Genomic DNA, 19,374 nt, shown 5'->3' with positions numbered 1-19,374 from the left:
ATGACAGATATATTGACAATCAAAAACGGCAGAAAAGTCGTAAACAATGGGATGAATGAAGAGAAAGTACTATTGGATGAAATCAACCTTACAATCAGAGAAGGGGACTTTATCACTGTTCTTGGCGGGAATGGTGCTGGAAAAAGCACACTGTTCAATACCATCGCTGGTACGCTTCAACTCAGTCAAGGATCGATCTCTTTTAAAGATCAGCTGATTACAAAAGATTCAGAAGAAAAAAGAGCACGATTCCTTTCTCGGGTTTTCCAAGACCCTAAGATGGGAACGGCTCCCCGGATGACTGTAGCAGAAAATCTGCTACTTGCACAAAAAAGAGGGCAAAAGCGGAAATTCCGTTTACGTAACTTGAAAAATCAAAAAGAAGATTTTTTCAGACTATGTCAAGAAGTCGGTAATGGCCTAGAACAACATTTGGATACTCCAGCAGGGGAATTATCTGGCGGTCAACGCCAAGCATTAAGTTTGCTGATGGCGACGATCACGGCTCCTGAATTACTGTTATTAGATGAACATACTGCCGCTTTAGATCCTAAAACAGCTAAAGCATTAATGCAGTTAACAAATCAGCGGATCAATGAACAAAAATTGACTTGTCTCATGATCACGCATCGAATGGAAGACGCCTTGAAATACGGAAATCGTCTGATCGTACTCCAAAAAGGAAAAATTGTTCAGGATCTTTCTGAAAAAGAAAAGCAACATTTGACAATGGGCGACCTTTTGCAGTTCTTTGAAGAAGTAGTAGATTGATTTCGACAGAAAGTCTCCTTTCAGTAGAAGGACTTGAAAACTCATTGACATCTTCCTTTGATTCATCCTATACTTAAAACAATAAACAATTGGAACATATTTGGGTGTTTTGTAGGATCACGTAGTCAATGATTTTAACAATTAAATAGAATATTCTTTGCTCTGACAAGTGAACGATGAGAAAAGAATTTGCTACTTTGCCACCTAGACGTTTCGTACTTTTTCGTATCAAACGCTAAGTGGCTTTTTTTATTGAAGTAAGAACAAAGGAGGAATAAGATGATTTCTGGACAAACCAAATTAGCTGGACTCTTTGCTGATCCAGCTTCTCACAGTTTATCTCCATTGATGCACAATACTGCTTTTGAAGCAAACAACATCGATGCGGTGTATTTAGCTTTCAAAGTAAACCCAATGAATTTGAAGCAAGCAGTCGAAAGTATACGAACTTTTGATATGTTAGGTGTGAACCTTTCGATGCCGAATAAAACAGCGGTTATTCCTTATCTGGATGAGGTAAGCCAGGAAGCACAATTGATTGGAGCAGTGAATACGATCGTGCACGAAAAAGGTCGTTTGATTGGCTATAATACCGATGGTGCGGGCTTCATGCAATCCGTACAAGAAGCTGGGATTTCGGTCAAAAAGAAAAAAGTGACTCTGCTGGGCGCTGGAGGGGCAGCAAAGGCAGTCACTGTTCAAGCGGCGTTAGACGGTGCTAAGGAAATTGTAGTTTATAAACGAAACAATCAAACATTCGCTCAAGTAAAAGAAACATTCGAACAACTCAGCTATCGAACTTCTTGTGAGATAAAAGTTCGTGATTTTGCCGATACGTATCAATTAAGAAAAGACTTGAAAGAAAGCTGCCTTCTAGTCAATGCAACAGATATCGGGATGGGAAAGAAAATCGATCAGTCACCGCTCTTAGATATAAACATGATGCATGAGAAACTAGCGGTTTTTGATTTGATTTATGCACCTAGAGAAACACGTTTATTAAAAGAAGCAAAAAAAGTAGGAGCAAAAGGATACAATGGACTTGGCATGTTGATCTACCAAGGAGCAATCGCGTTTGAATTATGGACAAAGGAAAAGATGCCGATCCATGTGATTGAAAAACTGTTTGATTAAAAAAGGATAATAGATAAAGATTTTTTATTCTCGCATAAACGGTCTCAAGAAAAGTAATTCTTTATGTATCGAAGCATTTATTTCGTTATTTTTTATTAAATTATCAAAAAATGATAGGCTTTTGTCGATTGGTTATCGTATCCTTTATTTATCAGTAAGAAACGAGGAGGAACCACAATGAGTCGGATGGATCGCTATAAGGACATCCATAAGAAGGCGAAACCTCTGAAGCGGGATACGGGGAGTATTTTTGCTAGAAGAGAACGAAAACGAACGCGTATGGAAAATGAGGAAGATGCTACCCGTATTTATGAAAGAGAGCAGCACTCATTTGAACATTTGAACCAACACGAACAACAGATATATAGAGATGCACCAAGAACAGAAGAACAACAAAAAAATAAAAAATTTTTCAATCGGCAAAAGAAGAACAAACCGTTGAAATCTCGAAGAAAGCGATCGTGGAAAAAAATCATTCTATCGATTTTGCTTGTTTTGATCCTTTATTCAGGTATCTCATTTTTTATTGGTAAATATGTAGCTGAACATGACACAAGCTTAGAGGCAGCGACTTCAGAAACCTTTCATGGGCAAAAAGCGACAAATGGTGCGCATAATATTTTGATTCTTGGGAGTGATACACGCGGAGAAGATGCTGGACGAGCTGATACGATCATGGTCTTACAGTTGGATGGTCCTTCCCATAAGCCGAAACTGATTTCTTTTATGCGTGACAGCTTCGTTACGATCCCAGGGGTAGGACAAAATAAGATCAATTCAGCTTATGCATACGGAGGAGCCGATCTAGTGCGTCAAACTTTAGTAGAAAATTTTGGAATCAATTGTCAATACTATGCGAAAGTCGATTTCAAATCGTTTGAAAAAGTGATCGATGCCTTGTTCATGAACGGAGTGAAGATCGATGCAGAAAAAGATCTGAATCTGGATGGTGTAGATATTAAAAAAGGGGTCCAGAAGATGGATGGACATGTTCTTTTGCAGTACGCACGTTTCCGAATGGATGAAGAAGGAGACTTTGGCCGTGTCAGACGCCAACAGCAAGTAATGAACGCTATTTTCAGCCAATTGAAGAATCCATTGAATCTGATTCGTGCACCTTATGCAGCTGGTAAAGCTTTAGGGTATACATCCACAGATGTCACTGCTTGGTTCTTGACGAAAAACCTCTTTTCGATTGCACGAGGAGCTGGTGGCATTGATCGAATAAGTGTGCCAGTAGACGGTTCGTGGAATTATGGGCAAAGTGATTATGCTGGTAGCATTCTTGAAATTGATAATCAAATGAATCAATCAGCTATTACAGATTTTTTGAATAAATGATCATAAAAAAGATTAAGAAGAAGTTGCGACAAGGCTTTTGTCATGAATCAATCAAACGATTCACTCGTAAAAAACGCTTTCTTATGATAGATTATAACCAAGAAAGGAGCTGTTTACATTGGATATCTATCTGAACTTCAAAAATGAGTCTCGTGAAGCCATCGCTTTTTATGAAAAAAGTTTTTGAGACTGAAGCATCAGGTATCACCACATACGGTGAAATGCCTGGAATAGAACAAATGAACTTGCCAGAAGAAGCAAAAAATCTAATCACGAATGCACGGTTGAACATTTATGATACATTAGTTATGTTTGCAGATATGCCAGAAAGAATTGGTCCTGAATTAGTTGTTGGAAATAATGTTTCTTTAGTCATCCAAACAAGAAATGAAGAAGAAACGAAGCGTCTATTTGAAAGCTTAGCTGATGGTGGTAAGATTGAGATGCCGCTGGATGCTGTTCCGTGGGCTCAGTTGTATGGGATGGTAACTGATCGATTTGGCATCAATTGGCAGATTAACCAAGAGTGACAGCTAAAGATGAATATTTTCTAGAAACATCAAGCAGCAAACGGAACAACGTTTGCTTGCTTGATGTTTTTTGTGCCTATTTCGACTATACGGTATCTTTTTTTTATTGCCAGATGCGAAAATATGTTCCATAATAGAGAAGTCCGCAAAAAATCAAGTAACGGAGGTCAGAAGATGAAGACGGTGATACTAGCTGAAAAACCTTCACAAGCAAAAGCCTATGCCGAAACCTTCCAACAGCTAAAGCGGCATGAAGGGTATTATGAAATCAGCGATCCATTGTTTGCTGGTGAAGTAACCATCACTTATGGTTTTGGACATCTGGTAGATATGGTTGCCCCAGGAGCTTATGAAGAGCGTTGGGCAAAATGGTCTTTAGAAAATTTGCCTATTTTCCCAGAAACCTTCCGTTACGAAGTTCCAAGGGACAAACGTGCACAATTTTCGATTGTAAAGCGAGAGTTACAGTCAGCCAATACCATCATTATTGCAACAGATGGTGATAGAGAAGGTGAAGCCATCGCGTGGTCGATTATTCGTCAAGCAAACGCCTTTTCTAAAGAAAAGAACTATTTACGTTTATGGATCAATTCTCTTGAAAAAGAAGCAATATATGAAGGTTTTAAGAATCTCCAACCTGGAAAGAACTATTTTCCAAAATATAAAGAAGCGCAAGCAAGGCAGAATGCTGATTGGCTGATTGGAATGAACGGAAGCCCATTATATAGCTTACTGCTTCAACGAAAAGGGATTGATGGTAGTTTTTCTCTTGGTCGTGTACAAACGCCGACACTTTACATGATTTATCAGCTGCAAGAAGAAATCAAACACTTCAAAAAAGAAACGTACTTTGAAGGAGAAGGTTTAATTACGACAAACAAAGGACAGTTTTCAGGAAAAATCGTACCAAAAAAAGCATTTAAAACACAAGAAGAGTTAACAAAGGAAATAGAGAGACTCGGAGCGCATTTAGGTAAGCAAAACGGACGGATTCTTGAAGTTATGAAAAAGGAAAAGAGGTTGCATAGCCCACGTTTATTTTCGCTATCTAGTTTGCAGACAAAGATGAATCAGCTAATGAAAGCAAGTGCTAAAGCCACACTTGATGCTGCTCAAGGATTGTATGAAAGCAAATTTCTAAGCTATCCAAGAACGGATTCCTTTTATATCACAGAAAATGAGCATCAGTATCTGGTTAAACATCTGCAAAACTATAAAAAGTTTTTAGGAATAGAAGAAGTACAGACAACTGAGATCAGAGCAAAGAAACGGTATGTCGATGCGAAAAAAGTTCAAGAACATCACGCAATCATTCCGACAAAGACGATTCCGACTCCTGCACGCTTTGCGAAGCTATCTAAATTACAGCAAGCAATCTATTTGCAAGTCTTACGTACCACTGTGGCTATGTTTGCCGCAGATTATATTTATGAAGAGACGACTGTCACGACGGGTGTACAGCAATTAAAGCTAAAAAGCACCGGAAAGATCCCATTACAGCAAGGGTGGCAGGAAATCTTGCGCATCAAGTCAAAAAAGAAAGAAGCTCAGACGCTTCCTCCTATCGTAGAAAATGAAGAAGCAGAAGTAGAGCTGAAAAGTATGGAGAAAGAAACACAACCTCCGAAACCCTATACCGAAGGAACCTTGATCACAGCAATGAAAACTGCGGGAAAAACGCTGGATAATGATGAAGCGCAAGAAATCCTCAAAGAAGTAGAAGGAATAGGGACCGAAGCTACACGGGCCAATATCATTGAAAATCTTAAGCAGAAACATTACATCGAAGTCAATAAAAACGAAATAATCGTTACGCCAAAAGGAATCACTCTTTGTAAGGCAGTAGCTAATGAACCATTGCTGACAAGTGCAGAAATGACTGCACGCTGGGAAGGATACTTGAGAAAAATCGGTAACCAAGAAGGAACGCCATCTGTTTTTTTAGAAAACATCAAAAAATTCATCTTACATTTATTGGCAGAAGTACCTAATCAAATCGATAAGGTAGATTTCTCAGATGAGATCAGCGGAATACGCCAGATAAAAGCGATGGAGAAGAAAAACGACCAATTAGGAAGATGTCCAAAATGTAAAAAAGGGGTAGTCATGCTTTATCCTAAAATCGCTACATGTTTGAACCCGGAGTGCGACTTCAAATTGTGGCCAACAGTAGCTAAAAAGAAGCTGACTAAAACAAATCTCAGAAATTTGCTTTCAAAAGGAAAGACAAGTAAAGTTGTCAAAGGTTTTACTGGTAAAAAAGGGAAATTCGATGCAGTTTTAGTATTAAAAGAAGATATGACGATCGGTTTTTCTTTTCCATGGATCGAAAACAGCGGAACAAAAGCAGTTGATGGAAACAAAGAAACATCAAGAAAAAATAATGAAAACGAAGTAGAGTAAATGAAAACAATGAAATAGCAGAATATTTATTCCGAAAAGTCAGAATATAAATGCCAATAAAACCAAAAAATATCAGTCAATCAAGCAAAAATGTTGGGGTAGGCTGATTTTATATAGATAGCAAGGAGTTTTTTTATTTGAAAAAAGTGCATTCATTTTTAAATTATCTTATGGGAGCAATCACGATTGTGGCTGTATACCAAGCATTTCTAAAGTATCCTGATTACGGGACGAAGTTGCTGTCATTGACGCACAATCAAACAGCATATTCACCAACGCTGATTTTATCGACTTTGACTGCAGGAGCTAAAAGCGCTACTTATTTTTTTCATAAAACGACAAGCATGTTGAAGCGAAAGAAACAGCGTAAACAATTGTTGATGGTGGTAGGGGCTATGATCATTATTTATTTCCTACCAGTTATTACACAAGTATTCCATCAATATTTTGGTTAAAAATACGAGAGTTTGTGACAAAAGTCATGTCACAAACTCTTTTAACTTTTTTCTTTTTCGTTTTTCCGTAAGAAAAAGTAAATCAATAGTATATACATTGATTAAATGTATATACTTAGATATAATGTACTTACTATAGAATGATATAGAATATAGAGGGTGGCGAAATATGAAAAAAATGAAAAAGTATAAAATTAGAAAATCCGGCAATAGCGATGTAACAACTATCCCACCAGAAGTAAAAGAATTCATGGGTGTGCAGACGGGTGACGCAATCAGTTATGTTTTTCAATCTGATGGTTCTGTACGAATGATCAAAGCACAAGAAGAACCTGATATTGATTTATTAGTTGATTCGATCATGAATCAATATGAAGACGCGTTAAAAGATTTGGTTGATTTATGAGGTATCTTTCGACTAAAGAAATTATCAAAATCAACGCAAAAGTTATTTTACGTTACTCACCAGGCGAAATGATTGGTATAAAAGATGCCAATGCATTAGATATGGCAGTTAAACAGCCTTCACAAGCAGTATTTAATCAAGAACTCTATCCCGAAGTCTATGAAAAAGTGGCAATTTTAGCAATTAATTTAGCTAAAAAACATCCTTTTCATAATGGTAATAAACGAACTGCTCTTGTTGCCATGCTGTTGTTTCTTCAATTGAATAATTGTTCAGTTGCTTTTTCTCGTCAAGAAGCTGTTGATTTTATTATAATGATTACCACTAGTTCATTGGATTTCGATTCACTGAAGTCCAAGATAACCAATTATTTACGACAAACCGCAATAAAATGAACGAATTAAAAAAATTTATTTCTCCATTCGATCAGCATGTCATTAAAGAATATGCTGATTTTTTGTATGGTTGTTCATACAAAATAGTTTTTTCATAAAAATATGGATTAATTTTGAAATAATTGATTTAAAAGGAATACAAAAGTGTGAAGAGTAGGAAATAGTGGTTTAGAACTAGTGGATTGATTTTTTATATATTTTAGTTTACATAATATATATTATACTAAGTAGATTTAAAAAATAATAAACCTCTCTCGAACGGTTTTTTATCAAAAATCGTCATTTTTCCATCAAAATCTACTTGTGCAAAATTATAAAAAAATTTTGTAGTTTTTCTTCTTTTTTAACGTTTAATTAAATGATAAAAACCATTTTCTTTATACAGTTAATCCAGATTACGACTCACTGTATTTATGTTTGCCATCACTGAAGGATTTTTAATCACATAGATAAATCATTTACTTAAGTTTTAGTTGTCACTGATATCGATTCGATTATTTAATCAGCAGATTACATTTCATACGTATGGATCATTTTCGACCGAATCGATTATAATCATTCCGTTTATTTGCTTACCTATAGATATCAATAAAAAAACTGCTTAACAGCTGAAATATCTGTTAAGCAGTTTTTGACTTTTTAGTTCTTACTCATTATTTCTTATAATACAGTGTTCAATACTTCTCTTAAAGCACTTGTTGATTTGCTGAACATTGCTTTTTCTTCTTCGTTGATGGATAATTCAACAACTTCACGAACACCATTTTCGTCAACGATTGATGGCACACCTGTAAAGATATCTTTTTCGTTGTATTCACCAGTTAAGTAAGCAGATACAGGCAATACAGCTTGTTCGTTATTCAAGATAGCTTTTACGATACGTGCAGTACTCATACCAATACCATAATAAGTTGCTTTTTTACGATCAATGATCTCATAAGCAGCATTACGAACTTTATCAGCAATTACATCTAATTCGTCTTTTGCGATACGATGATCTTTTTCTACGATTTCAAAAACTGGTTTACCACCAACAGTTGTATGTGACCATGCAGCAACTTCTGAATCACCATGTTCACCTAAGATATAGCCGTGAACGCTACGTGGGTCTACTTTTAATTTCAATGCGATTTCTTTACGGAAACGAGTTGTATCCAATGTTGTACCAGTACCGATAACACGTGATGTTGGCAGGCCTGATTCGTTCCAAGCGATATATGTCAAAATATCTACTGGATTTGAAGCAACAACGATAATTCCGTCGAATCCTGATCCCATGATTTCTTTGACGATTTGGCGCATGATTGACGCATTTGTCTTAACTAAATCTAAACGAGATTGACCAGGTTTTTGGTTGATACCAGCTGTGACAACAACGATATCTGCATCTTTGCATTCTTCATAACCGCCTGACCATACAGCAACGTTTTCATCGCCCCAAGCCATACCATCTAAAAGATCCAGTGCTTCCCCTTCTGCTTTTTCTTGGTTCACATCGATCAAGACTAATTCATTAGAGATTCCTTGGTTGATCATTGCATAAGCGATACTTGTTCCAACAAAACCTGTACCGACGATTACTACTTTACGACTTGTTTTTTTCATGAATAAACAGCTCCTTTTTCATAACTATTTGTTACTTTCATGGAAATTATAGTCTTGTTTATTCATTTTATCAATATGTTAATTATAATAGCTGTTATTATAATTTTTGATGGAAACGAATTCCTAAATACGTACAACAGATAACTGATAAACGATTACACCCATGTACCCTGCCAACACAACTAAAAGTACTAACGCTATCACTAATGGAGCTACTTTAGCTCCACCTTTATCAAAGCTATACTTTTTCCTTGTACGCTTTAGAACTGAAAATAAAACCAAGCCAAAAATAATTAACCATAATAAAAAGCCAATCGCACCTAAAATCAATATCCCTTCATTTACGATTGCAATCCCTATATCCATTTGCTCTGCTCCCTCATTGTCACATCTAAAGTTTTGTTTTGTTATAAACGTTTTTCTTTACTTTGTCCGTATCAGTCAATCCTTTTCCATAATTTTCTTGGATCGTTTTCTTTTGTATTTTATAGGATGCAGCTAACTGTCTTTTAAATCGGCGTTTGTTTTTTCGTATACTGGTGCCTTTTAGATATTCATAGAACTGTTTGACGATAAAAATGAACAGATAGACGGCAAAAAAAGTGGATAATCCGTATCGGATGAGATACATAGCAACGAAGGTGGCAAAAATACCAGTTCCTTCATTTTGTGCTAAGACAGCAAATTCGCTTAAAAAAGTTATGATAAATGCAAAATTTCCCATGCTTCACCTCATTGTAAATAGTAAATAATTGCCGTATCATCCTTTGATTTCTTTAAAGAGATAGAAAATATCATTTACGATAGTTTTTATATTGCTGCTGCTTCTGAAAACCCTTATTACTAGGTGCTTTACTCTTCGTACTTGAACTTGCGGACATCTTTTTGCTCAACAGAACAGTTAATAGAATCACGAAAAAAAGAGCACCTAATAATACAAAACGATACTTAGACAAATACATAGCGAACGCAGAAAATAAATCAGTTTGTCCAACAACGCTGTAAGCAGCTAAACCACTCAACCAAGCCTTTACCATTTTCATCTCCTCCTCCCTTCTTCAATCACATTATCTAAAGGATACAATAAAAGAAGTTTAAAAAAGGAACTGCTTTTTCTTATTTATGAAAAAACTGTTCCTTCTATATGTTTATTGGAAGATAAGAAATGAGTACACTAGTATCGGATATACCTTATGATATGTACCAAACAAAAGCCTATCTGTCTGACTAACCTATTGAAATGAGTGAATATTATTAAGAATAAGTCCAATGGTTCATCTTGGATAAAGTATGTCTTTTTGAGTGTCCTCTATTTTTTTCTGCCACGTATCCAATTAACAATGGATTCCCATCTCTGGACGCTAATCTTCCAAATTAGAAAGATCAGCGTATCTATCATCACTGTATGCTTACTAGTGAGTATTTATCAAATGAAGAGAAGGCACAAGTGGAAACAGCCACTACTAAAACATCTATTTATAGCAACTTATCTCCTATATAGTGCCATCAACTTTTTCCTGCTTCTCTTGATTGAGTTTAGTTAATACGCGGGTAAGACTTTGAATAGTCTTATCTGTTTTTTACATGTCAGACTGTTCTTCTTATCGGGGGTTTCTCCATTCATTGGGCGTACATGTTGAATACTTTTTGAATAATTTGAATAAAGAAGTGGTTTGTTTATATCCGATGCGATTAGCAATCTCTTCCAACGAAAAACTCGTTTCTTGAATCAATTCCAATGCAAAGTCAAATTTTTTTTGTAGAACCAGTTCTTGAAAAGAAGCATCAAAATACATTTTCAATTTATTACTAAGATAGACCGGATTGTAGCCAAAATGAGCCGCTGTTTCTTTTAACGTACAAGAAGTAAAATGCTTATCGATATAATCCAATATACCAAGCATCTCGTTTTCTGCGTATCCATCTGCTGACGAAAAGGTTTGCTGTTCTAATAAATGAGTCAATTCGATTAGTAGTAGTGATATATATAGGTTTAGTGAACGGATTTTATGACTGTATGTATCAAAATAAATCAACAGCATATTTTCAATCAAATGCGTCAAACGACTCGTTTTTCCGCCATGAAAATGAATGAATTGCGTATGTTCTCCCTTTTCTTTTGCTGCATTGATCAAAAAAGAAGAAAGCAGATTATTGGTGCTTGCCAAATGGTTCAATATTTCTGTAGATAAGGTCTCTTCCTTTAATAAGATGTTGATTAAAATATCCTCTTGCCCTGTGTATTCAATTCTTTGAGTAGCTTCTTTATCAATGATTACCACGTCACTTTCTTCCATATCCACCCTTTCCCCATTGATGACCTGTGAACATCTTCCGCTATACATATAATTGATCTCAACAAAATCATGTGTATGCTCAGGAACTTCCGCATATCGACGGTGTTTACTGATATGAATATTTCCGTTTTGAAATAAATCTCCTCGGTGGATTTTTGGTGGTGTCTGAAGATGATAAGCTAAGTTTAAGTCATTGACATTCTTTCCTTGTTCACGCTGCAGAGTTTCGATTGATTCTTCATTACGCAAAAAAGTGTCTAATTCAGCTAGTTCCAATTGACTTCCTCCTTCTTGTAAGCAGTTTCTTTCGCTTATTAGTTTACGCTGTACTGCAATTATATGCAAAGCTATTTTGGGTTTCACAAAGACTTTCTATGGTTGGGACATGAATTTCCTGTGGTTCCGCTATTGAGTGAAGAGCTACTTCATACTATATTTTTGATAAGCGCTTACAAAAAGTGAAAGGAATATGTGTATGAATAAAAAAATGATGAAATTTTCTCTACTGTCAGTCTCTCTTATTTTGACTTCTGCTGGTGCGGTCACATCAGCGATTCCCAGTATGTCAGCTACTTATGCCACGCGTTCTTTATCTGCTGTTGAATTACTAACGACTGCTCCATCTTTTATGGTCACTATTTTCGTTTTGTTTAGTAGTTTTATTGCTAGGAGAATCGGACAAAAACAGACTGTGATCATCGGGTTAGTGATTGCATCGATTTGTGGTGTCCTCCCCCTCTTCTCGCAAAGTTACAGTATCGTCTTAGCTTCACGAGCTGGGCTAGGCATTGGCTTCGGATTGATCAATTCTTTGGCAGTCAGCATGATTGCTGCCTTTTATCACGGAGATGAACGTGCATCTATGATTGGTTTTCAAAGTGCATTTCAGGGATTTGGTGCAGCTCTAATGACATTTGTTGCAGGACAACTAGTACAGTTCGGCTGGCAATATACTTTTTTAGTCTACGCCATCAGCTTACCTATTTTAATCTTGTTTGTTTTGTTTGTTCCTAGACCTGAAACAACTAAGATTCAAGTACAAGGCACAGCTTCAGCAAGACAAGTAATCAAAACAAATCCCCAAATGATTAGTTATGGTATTTTTCTCTTACTGATCATCGTGATATATAACGCTGTCTCAATCAAATTAGCCACAGTCTTGACGACCTATTCTCTAGGAGACGAAACCAATGCAGCGAATATCTTGACCATCATGCAGTTGGCAAGTATGGCCGCCGGAGTTTGTTTTGGCTGGCTTCAGGCAAAAGCATATCGTTATATGCTTACTCTTTCTTTACTACTGATGGGTATTGGCTTTGTATTGATTGCCAGTGCCATGAATCTGTATGTGATTGGATTTGGCGCGATTTTAACTGGGATTTCTTTTTCGTTATTCATTCCTTATTTATTCAACCAAGTGAGCATCCAAGCGCCTAAGCATGCGGAGAATTTCAATACCTCGATCTTACTAGTTGGCGCTAATTTAGGCACTTTCATTGCACCATATGGTTTGCTTTTCCTCTCTTTTGTTTCTCTTGGAAGTAAGACACTTGCTGTTTTCGTTAATGGCAGTATCTTGCTGTTGATTAGCGCGCTTGTTAGCGTTCTAGTGGTATACAGGACGAATAGAAAGTCAGTAATAAGAGTAGATGAAGAAATAAAAGAACAATTGACAACAAAATAATTTTGATGGAGGTCGCGCAAAATGACAAATGAAAAATCACAAAATAGATGGCTTTGGTATCCTGGAGACTTTGAGATCCGCCATGGACTGCTACAAAATTTCCAACGAGAAGAACGAGGTTTCGACTGGCCGGCGTACTGGTACATGGATGATTGTCATCGGAACGTCAAGTTTAAGAGATATTACTTTCTTGATCATCCTTCCATGATCAAAGTGACGATCCAAGGAGTTGGGTACGTAGAAATTAATGGGGAAAAGCATCCATCTGGAAAATGGCTGACTTGTCCGGCTGGCAAAGTAAAAATCCGGATCTTCGTTGGACATACATCTGGGCTACCAGCGATGTTTATCGAGGGAGATGAAATAAAATCAGATATCGGCTGGACAGCAAGCAACTTTATTGAAGAATACCCAGCTGGTTGGAGTCCACTCTATGTCGATATCGCTAAAGATCCAAATCAAATCTATTATCAAAAAGAATGTGTCCATCCAGTTACTGAAAGGGAAGTTAATGGAGGAGTCTTATTCGATTTTGGACGAGCAGTGAATGGCTGTGTAGAACTAATGTCTCTGGACGATCCTATCGAATCCAACACTCTATGTTATGGAGAGTCCGATGTAGAAGCTATGGATATCGAGTATTGTTACTATAAACAAATTGGAATGACAAGAAAAATGAAAGCTCGTAAACGCGCTTTTCGCTATTTGTTTATACCAGAGGTTTCTACTGGAATGGTTCAACTTCAAGTTTTTCATGAATTTTTATCTCTTTCGAAACAAGCTACTTTTTCAAGCGATTCTTCTTTATTGGATCAGATCTGGTCAGTATCAGAAGAAACTTTCAAGTTATGTAGTGATTTGTTTTTTATCGACGGTATCAAACGAGATCGCTGGATTTGGTCTGGAGATGCGTATCAATCATTCATGATCAATCAATATCTTTTCTTTGACGAGGAAATCAATAAGCGAACGATATTCGCATTAAGAGGACAAAATGAAATCAAGCAACATATGAATACGATTGTCGACTATTCGATCTTATGGCTGATTGGCATCGAAAACCACTATATGATGACGAAAGACCGCGAATTTTTACGCATTGTCTATCCTAAGATGCAATCCTTGATGAGGTACTTGATGGAACAAACGAATGAATTAGGGTTTATTTATGGAAGAGAAAAAGATTGGATCTTTATTGATTGGTCTGAAATGGATAAAGAAGGAACGCTTGCTGCAGAACAAGTCCTATTACTGAAAGCCTACCACTCTATGATCACTTGCGGAGATATCTTAGCTGAAACATATGGAGAGGCTGAAATTTATCCTACTGATCTCTATCAAGAAAAATATCAGGTATTGAAACAAAACCTATTTGACTACTTTTGGGATGAAGAACTTGGCGCTTTTATCGATTGCTATGAATCTGGGAAAAGAAATGTGACGCGTCATGCGAATATTTTCGCTGTTTTATTCGATTTTGCTAACAAAGAACAACAGCAATCGATTTTAAAGAATGTCTTATTGAATGATACTATCACACAGATTACTACACCCTATTTTAAATTCTATGAACAAGATGCCTTATGCAAACTCGGACAGACGGAAATCGTCTACCAAACGATTCTTGATTATTGGGGAGGGATGTTATCTCATGATGCGGTAACTTTCTGGGAAGAATACGACCCTACTCAAACAGGAAATGAAAAGTACAGTATGTACGGAGATCCTTATGGAAAAAGCTTATGCCACGCATGGGGAGCAAGCCCAATCTATCTTTTAGGACGCTATTTTATCGGTTTGTATCCAACAAAGCCAGGTTATGAAGAATTTATGATACAACCTAATCTAGATTCATTTGAAACACTGAATTGTACGCTACCTATCAAAGATGGAATGATTTCGCTGGAAAAAACAGAAGATAAGATCGTGATTACTTCTGATAGAACAGGCGGAACAGTGAAAATGAATGGTAAAAGTTATCCTCTTCTAGCAAAACAGCCACTTGTCTTAACAAGCCATTCAATAATAAATGCATAAAACAAAAAACTGCTTGCGACATATCAGAAAACATTCGATCGTCTTCTGATATTGTCCAAGCAGTTTTTATTTTGAAACTTGCTTAATTCTGTTCTTTAGAAACAATGTTTGTTCTTTTTCCGGCAAAAAGAAAGCTAGATAATACGACAAGTAAAAAGAAAGCGATGATTCCGACTGTCAATGCCATTTGACCGTATTCTCCTAGTTTCCCAAGTACAAGTCCTGGTACTAGATAATCAGTATCGGCAAATGTAGAAGAAGCGATTTTAAGATCTCCTAATACCGGAAGGATAAATAATGGCAACCAACTAATCAATAAGCTATTGAAAGCAGAACCTAATACCGCCCCTCTTCTACCGCCAGTCGAGTTGCCGAAAACACCAGAAGCAGCTCCGCAGAAGAAATGGCCAACTACTCCAGGGATGATAACTGTAGTCTGTAAGCCTATCATGGCAAACATCGATAGTGTTCCTACAAAGAAGCTGACAAAAAAGCCAATCAATACAGCATTAGGTGCATATGGAAAAACGATAGGGACATCTAACGCTGGTTTAGAATCAGGTACAAGTTTTTTAGCGATTCCTTGGAATGCTGGAACGATTTCTGCCAACACCATCCGAACCCCTTGAAGGACGATAACAAACCCTGCTGTAAATGTTCCAGCTTGGATCAATGCAAAGATTACAGCATTATCTCCATTGCTTAATTCTCTTTCAACAAATCCAGGACCTGCTAATAAGGCAAGTGCGACATATACGATTGACATCAAGAGCATGATCGATACAGTAGAATCTCGCAAAAAACTGAAACTTTTAGGAATCTTTATGTCCTCCGTAGAGCGGTCTTTATTTCCAAAGAACTTACCGATCCACCCACTAGACGCGTAACCGATATTGCCGGTATGTCCTAGCGCAACTTGGTTGTTCCCAGTAATGTTTTTCATGAATGGTTGACAAAGTGCGGGCGTAATAGTTAATAGTGTTCCTTCAAAAATCCCTCCTAATAAGATCATCCACACGTTTGCAGTAAATCCAGCGCTTACTAAAATGACTGCTGTCAGACAAGAAACGTAAAGCATCGCTTGACCTGTAAGAAAAATAAATTTATATCTTGTGAATCGAGCAAGTAGAATATTCACGATCATCCCTACTAGCATGATCAAGGCAGTAGGTGTCCCGAATTGTTGTAAAGCAATCGCCACTACTGCTTCATTACTTGGAACTACACCTTGGGTATGCAGAGCCGTTTGGAACATCGAAGCGAAAGGGGTTAATGAATTACTGATCAGCCCAGCACCGCCAATCAATACTAAGAACCCGACAAATGTTTTAATGGTTCCTTGGATCACTTCTGAAAATTTCTTTTTTTGCAGAACAAGCCCAAGCAGTGCAATCAGAGAAACGAGGATGGAGGGCTGACTGACGATTGAAACAAACAAATTCAACAATTTATCCATTGATATTTCCTCCCTTGAATCATTTTTATTCTTTTGACAAAATCTGTTCTACTTTTTCTTTTACTTCATCACTATCGATGATCGATTGCAACGGCACGAGTTTTTCATCCGGTATAGAAGTAAGTGTATCTTTCAAAGAATGTTCAATGAAGAAATAATCCGCCATATCGCTAGATACACTCCCAACATCCGTATGACTTACTTCGAAATCGTCCACATCTGCTCCAAGATCTGCAAGAGCTTGTTTGATGTTCATCTCTACCATAAAACTTGTTCCTAATCCACTTTGACACACTGCAAAAATTTTCATGTTATTCGTCTCCCTTTTTTATGATTGCTAGTATTTCTTCTTTTGTTGAGGCTTGTAATAGCTGTTGAAGATTTTGTTTATTAGAAAGCAGCTTGGTTAAATTTGCCAACGCTCGAAGATGTGCCTCGTTATCGATAGCGGCTAAACAGATAAATAAGCTGATGGGGTGAGCAGGATCATCGATTAGATCAACTGGTTGTTGAAGTTTCAGCAAAGACATCCCTACTTCGTTTACACCGTCTTCCGGACGAGCATGCGGCAGTGCGATGTGGTCGCCGATGTGGATAAACGCACCATACTGCTCCACACGTTCAATCATCGCTTTGATATAACTCTCCTCTATTTTATTCTTTAATAATAGCGGTTGTGCGGCAAGTGTGATTGCTTCTTGCCATTTTTTTGGTTGATCGGATAATTGGATCATTTCTTCTGTTAATAATTCAGATAGCATAGGACGTTGATCCTCCTTCTTTTCTAAAAGTTTGTTCATTTTACGATTTAAGACTTGATAGAGCTTTTCTTCATCTACACCTTCTTTTAATTCGATATATGGAAGTAGCGCAGCTAGCAATTCTTGAGCAGAAGGCATGGAGAATCCTGGTATCAGCCAATCTCTTTGTACTTGATTGATCAGCTGGTTTTTTTCCAAGTCAGTCATGATTGGTTGTAGGACATACAGTGACTTTTTCTTATTCGTAAGCGTGAGAGGCACAGTAGAAAAAACAATATCGTAAGAAGTTTCATCAACCTCGTGCAAGCGATCAGCTGAATTGGTCTCTGTAAAAAGGATCATCGGGAATAATTGCTGAAGTTCGCTTTTTAAGATCAATGAAGAGCTAATGCCACTTGGACAGACGATCACGGCTCTTATTTTTCTGTTTCTTTCTTCTTCATCTACTTTTCTTATTTCTCCGCCGAATAGTATAGTGAAAAAACCAACCTCTTCTTCAGGGATGCTCTTCCCTATCCGTTTTTCTAACGGACGCAATGCTTTTCTTGTCATTTCATAGATGGTAGCATATTGATGTTTGATTTGATCAATCATCACATTAGGCAAGTAAAAAGAATAAGAAATACGAAAATAGGCAGGTACCAAGTGATAAAAGACATTCATCAATAATTCACGAAATGAATCAAATTCTATGGCCATCAGGAATTCCATGCGATGGATGACTTCTGAAGAACATTCCAGCAAAAAATCAAGCGCAGGCTCCTGGATATCTCCTTCAACAATGGAGGCTAAGCAAAGAGAGAAAAATAGAATCTCTGACTCTAGATGTTCGGAATAGCCTAAGCCAGTCAATACATGTCGACTGATGTCATTGATTGCAAGAGAAGCTAAAAGTTCAGCATCTTTTACCTTTTCTACAGATATTTTCCCCATTCGATTAGTGGTCAAACTTAAATAATACGCTAACTCATCCATTCGATTGGGTGCAAAGCGTAGATCTGATAGAGAGATTGTGTTATCTAACAAATCTCTAGCTTTTGCATAACAATCAAGAGAAAGCATTGCGTTTAAATACGTGAGACCAAATCTTCCAGCAAGCGATTGCATTAAACGAGCGGTGCGATTTTTTGCTTCCTTTCTCAATATTACTTCTGCCCCCAGTAGCCTAAAGCCTGCTTTTCTAGTATATGTCAGCTGACATTCTTCCCCTTCTAATTCCTTTCTTACTTTTTTGATATCCGATAGGACTGTTCCTTTAGAAACCTGAAGAAAGTCTTGAAAATGAAATACAGAAATAGGTATGGTATTCGAATAGACCATCAAATAAAGAAGATCTCTACGCTCTTGTTCGGTGTACACCGCTTCAAAGCGAGTGATATTCACGTATTTTTCTGCCCAGTCGATCGCTCGAAATTTTTTCAGACGGATATGGGTCTCATCCATATATTCGGCAAAGGGAGCTAGTTGGTTAATTGCCTCGTCTATATTTACTTCGATGATCTCGGCTGCTTTTTCTAGACTGATTTCTCTGGGTGTTTTCAGGAGATAACTAATTTTGTAATTCACAGCGCTGTTCACCTCCTATTTGTATTCTAGTATGATACCGCTTTTAAAGCGAGGATTGTTTGGTACAACTTACAGTTAGATTTTTTTTACGACTGTACTAAACGACCTCTATCGAGTTACATAAAAAAAGCAGGTGACCAAATGGCTCCCTGCTTTTATGAATTAATGATGATCGTGTTTATTTTTTGAAGTCAGTTCTTCAAATTTTTCTTTGACCTCTTCAACCGCTTTTTCGATATCTTTTTCGAGGTGATTAGGTTCGTTAGATTCTGATTCTTCTTCTACGGAATTTGAACCAGATAAAGCTGTTTCTTTGTTTTCTGTTTCACCGGAGTTTGTACCAGCTAATGATTCTTCTTTATCTTCTGTTTCACCAGAATTAGTACCTGCTAAAGCTACTTCATCTTCCGTTTTAGGGGCCATTGAACCTCTTAATCGTTTGTGTTTTTCACCATCATAATTTGTCATATTGGTTCCTCCTAGTAATTCTATACTTTTTCATCGTACAATAAGACAGTTTGTGCGTCAAAAAA

Annotated in this window: 18 protein-coding genes and 1 pseudogene; 10 read left to right on the top strand and 9 right to left on the bottom strand. The window is 37.1% G+C overall.

Annotated elements, in window-relative coordinates:
* From OZZ83_RS01535 to OZZ83_RS01500, 8 genes and pseudogenes are all read left to right on the top strand, one after another.
* The gene (locus tag OZZ83_RS01535; RefSeq protein WP_002309294.1) at nt 1–771 is read left to right on the top strand and encodes an ABC transporter ATP-binding protein; all 771 of its coding nucleotides are present in this window, start codon (nt 1–3) and stop codon (nt 769–771) included.
* 279 nt (nt 772–1,050) lie between these two features.
* Nucleotides 1,051–1,905, top strand: coding sequence for a shikimate dehydrogenase (aroE, locus tag OZZ83_RS01530; RefSeq protein WP_002309292.1), 855 nt, complete (start codon nt 1,051–1,053; stop codon nt 1,903–1,905).
* A 177-nt stretch (nt 1,906–2,082) separates the two neighbouring features.
* Entirely contained in the window at nt 2,083–3,246 is a 1,164-nt protein-coding gene (locus tag OZZ83_RS01525; protein ID WP_002313776.1) for an LCP family protein, read from the top strand.
* 118 nt (nt 3,247–3,364) lie between these two features.
* A pseudogene (locus tag OZZ83_RS01520) lies at nt 3,365–3,776 on the top strand (VOC family protein).
* Nucleotides 3,777–3,950: 174 nt separating this feature from the next.
* Nucleotides 3,951–6,179, top strand: coding sequence for a type IA DNA topoisomerase (gene topB / locus OZZ83_RS01515; protein ID WP_278023287.1), 2,229 nt, complete (start codon nt 3,951–3,953; stop codon nt 6,177–6,179).
* Between the two features lie 170 nt (nt 6,180–6,349).
* Nucleotides 6,350–6,634: a hypothetical protein gene (locus OZZ83_RS01510; protein WP_002313773.1), complete on the top strand. Its 285-nt coding sequence runs from the start codon at nt 6,350–6,352 to the stop codon at nt 6,632–6,634.
* A gap of 169 nt (nt 6,635–6,803) precedes the next feature.
* On the top strand, nt 6,804–7,040 hold the full coding sequence (locus tag OZZ83_RS01505) for an AbrB/MazE/SpoVT family DNA-binding domain-containing protein (protein ID WP_002309281.1): 237 nt from the start codon (nt 6,804–6,806) through the stop codon (nt 7,038–7,040).
* On the top strand, nt 7,037–7,435 hold the full coding sequence (locus OZZ83_RS01500) for a type II toxin-antitoxin system death-on-curing family toxin (protein ID WP_002313772.1): 399 nt from the start codon (nt 7,037–7,039) through the stop codon (nt 7,433–7,435). Before OZZ83_RS01505 ends, OZZ83_RS01500 begins: the two co-directional genes overlap by 4 nt.
* 660 nt (nt 7,436–8,095) lie before the next feature.
* Here the strand turns inward: OZZ83_RS01500 and OZZ83_RS01495 are convergent.
* From OZZ83_RS01495 to OZZ83_RS01475, 5 genes are all read right to left on the bottom strand, one after another.
* Entirely contained in the window at nt 8,096–9,040 is a 945-nt protein-coding gene (locus OZZ83_RS01495; RefSeq protein WP_002309279.1) for an L-lactate dehydrogenase, read from the bottom strand.
* Nucleotides 9,041–9,163: 123 nt separating this feature from the next.
* On the bottom strand, nt 9,164–9,406 hold the full coding sequence (locus OZZ83_RS01490; RefSeq protein WP_002309278.1) for a hypothetical protein: 243 nt from the start codon (nt 9,404–9,406) through the stop codon (nt 9,164–9,166).
* Nucleotides 9,407–9,431: 25 nt separating this feature from the next.
* Nucleotides 9,432–9,764: a hypothetical protein gene (locus OZZ83_RS01485; protein ID WP_278023288.1), complete on the bottom strand. Its 333-nt coding sequence runs from the start codon at nt 9,762–9,764 to the stop codon at nt 9,432–9,434.
* A 70-nt stretch (nt 9,765–9,834) separates the two neighbouring features.
* Nucleotides 9,835–10,077, bottom strand: a complete 243-nt coding sequence (locus tag OZZ83_RS01480) for a hypothetical protein (RefSeq protein ID WP_002345094.1) — start codon at nt 10,075–10,077, stop codon at nt 9,835–9,837.
* A 564-nt stretch (nt 10,078–10,641) separates the two neighbouring features.
* Nucleotides 10,642–11,586 carry an AraC family transcriptional regulator gene (locus tag OZZ83_RS01475; RefSeq protein WP_025476932.1) on the bottom strand — a complete coding sequence of 315 codons (945 nt, stop codon included), beginning with the start codon at nt 11,584–11,586 and terminating at the stop codon, nt 10,642–10,644.
* Nucleotides 11,587–11,806: 220 nt separating this feature from the next.
* Here OZZ83_RS01475 and OZZ83_RS01470 point away from each other — a divergent pair, with 220 nt between their 5' ends.
* Both OZZ83_RS01470 and OZZ83_RS01465 read left to right on the top strand, forming a co-directional pair.
* Entirely contained in the window at nt 11,807–13,021 is a 1,215-nt protein-coding gene (locus OZZ83_RS01470; RefSeq protein WP_172966956.1) for an MFS transporter, read from the top strand.
* A 21-nt stretch (nt 13,022–13,042) separates the two neighbouring features.
* The gene (locus tag OZZ83_RS01465; RefSeq protein ID WP_325066003.1) at nt 13,043–15,058 is read left to right on the top strand and encodes an alpha-L-rhamnosidase-related protein; all 2,016 of its coding nucleotides are present in this window, start codon (nt 13,043–13,045) and stop codon (nt 15,056–15,058) included.
* A gap of 82 nt (nt 15,059–15,140) precedes the next feature.
* On the opposite strand, the gene OZZ83_RS01460 is transcribed toward OZZ83_RS01465, so the two are convergent.
* From OZZ83_RS01460 to OZZ83_RS01445, 4 genes are all read right to left on the bottom strand, one after another.
* Nucleotides 15,141–16,514, bottom strand: a complete 1,374-nt coding sequence (locus OZZ83_RS01460; protein ID WP_002313768.1) for a PTS ascorbate transporter subunit IIC — start codon at nt 16,512–16,514, stop codon at nt 15,141–15,143.
* 25 nt (nt 16,515–16,539) lie between these two features.
* Nucleotides 16,540–16,824 carry a PTS sugar transporter subunit IIB gene (locus OZZ83_RS01455; RefSeq protein ID WP_002309270.1) on the bottom strand — a complete coding sequence of 95 codons (285 nt, stop codon included), beginning with the start codon at nt 16,822–16,824 and terminating at the stop codon, nt 16,540–16,542.
* Between the two features lies 1 nt (nt 16,825).
* On the bottom strand, nt 16,826–18,841 hold the full coding sequence (locus OZZ83_RS01450; protein WP_278023290.1) for a BglG family transcription antiterminator: 2,016 nt from the start codon (nt 18,839–18,841) through the stop codon (nt 16,826–16,828).
* A 162-nt stretch (nt 18,842–19,003) separates the two neighbouring features.
* On the bottom strand, nt 19,004–19,309 hold the full coding sequence (locus tag OZZ83_RS01445; RefSeq protein ID WP_002313766.1) for a hypothetical protein: 306 nt from the start codon (nt 19,307–19,309) through the stop codon (nt 19,004–19,006).
* Nucleotides 19,310–19,374: the final 65 nt, after the last annotated feature.

Source organism: Enterococcus sp. E5-162 (genome assembly GCF_035725965.1).
Lineage (GTDB): Bacteria > Bacillota > Bacilli > Lactobacillales > Enterococcaceae > Enterococcus_B > Enterococcus_B lactis.
Note: the sequence above shows the minus strand (reverse complement) of the source record. Positions and strands in the feature narration are given on the sequence as shown.

Bases quoted from the DNA above. Each gene is read 5' to 3' on its own strand.
- topB (WP_278023287.1), top strand. From the start codon at position 3,951: ATGAAGACGGTGATACTAGCTGAAAAACCTTCACAAGCAAAAGCCTAT.
- OZZ83_RS01455 (WP_002309270.1), bottom strand. From the start codon at position 16,824: ATGAAAATTTTTGCAGTGTGTCAAAGTGGATTAGGAACAAGTTTTATG.
- OZZ83_RS01505 (WP_002309281.1), top strand. From the start codon at position 6,804: ATGAAAAAAATGAAAAAGTATAAAATTAGAAAATCCGGCAATAGCGAT.
- OZZ83_RS01485 (WP_278023288.1), bottom strand. From the start codon at position 9,764: ATGGGAAATTTTGCATTTATCATAACTTTTTTAAGCGAATTTGCTGTC.
- OZZ83_RS01490 (WP_002309278.1), bottom strand. From the start codon at position 9,406: ATGGATATAGGGATTGCAATCGTAAATGAAGGGATATTGATTTTAGGT.
- OZZ83_RS01470 (WP_172966956.1), top strand. From the start codon at position 11,807: ATGTGTATGAATAAAAAAATGATGAAATTTTCTCTACTGTCAGTCTCT.
- OZZ83_RS01445 (WP_002313766.1), bottom strand. From the start codon at position 19,309: ATGACAAATTATGATGGTGAAAAACACAAACGATTAAGAGGTTCAATG.
- aroE (WP_002309292.1), top strand. From the start codon at position 1,051: ATGATTTCTGGACAAACCAAATTAGCTGGACTCTTTGCTGATCCAGCT.
- OZZ83_RS01500 (WP_002313772.1), top strand. From the start codon at position 7,037: ATGAGGTATCTTTCGACTAAAGAAATTATCAAAATCAACGCAAAAGTT.
- OZZ83_RS01525 (WP_002313776.1), top strand. From the start codon at position 2,083: ATGAGTCGGATGGATCGCTATAAGGACATCCATAAGAAGGCGAAACCT.
- OZZ83_RS01535 (WP_002309294.1), top strand. From the start codon at position 1: ATGACAGATATATTGACAATCAAAAACGGCAGAAAAGTCGTAAACAAT.
- OZZ83_RS01495 (WP_002309279.1), bottom strand. From the start codon at position 9,040: ATGAAAAAAACAAGTCGTAAAGTAGTAATCGTCGGTACAGGTTTTGTT.
- OZZ83_RS01480 (WP_002345094.1), bottom strand. From the start codon at position 10,077: ATGGTAAAGGCTTGGTTGAGTGGTTTAGCTGCTTACAGCGTTGTTGGA.
- OZZ83_RS01460 (WP_002313768.1), bottom strand. From the start codon at position 16,514: ATGGATAAATTGTTGAATTTGTTTGTTTCAATCGTCAGTCAGCCCTCC.
- OZZ83_RS01465 (WP_325066003.1), top strand. From the start codon at position 13,043: ATGACAAATGAAAAATCACAAAATAGATGGCTTTGGTATCCTGGAGAC.
- OZZ83_RS01510 (WP_002313773.1), top strand. From the start codon at position 6,350: ATGGGAGCAATCACGATTGTGGCTGTATACCAAGCATTTCTAAAGTAT.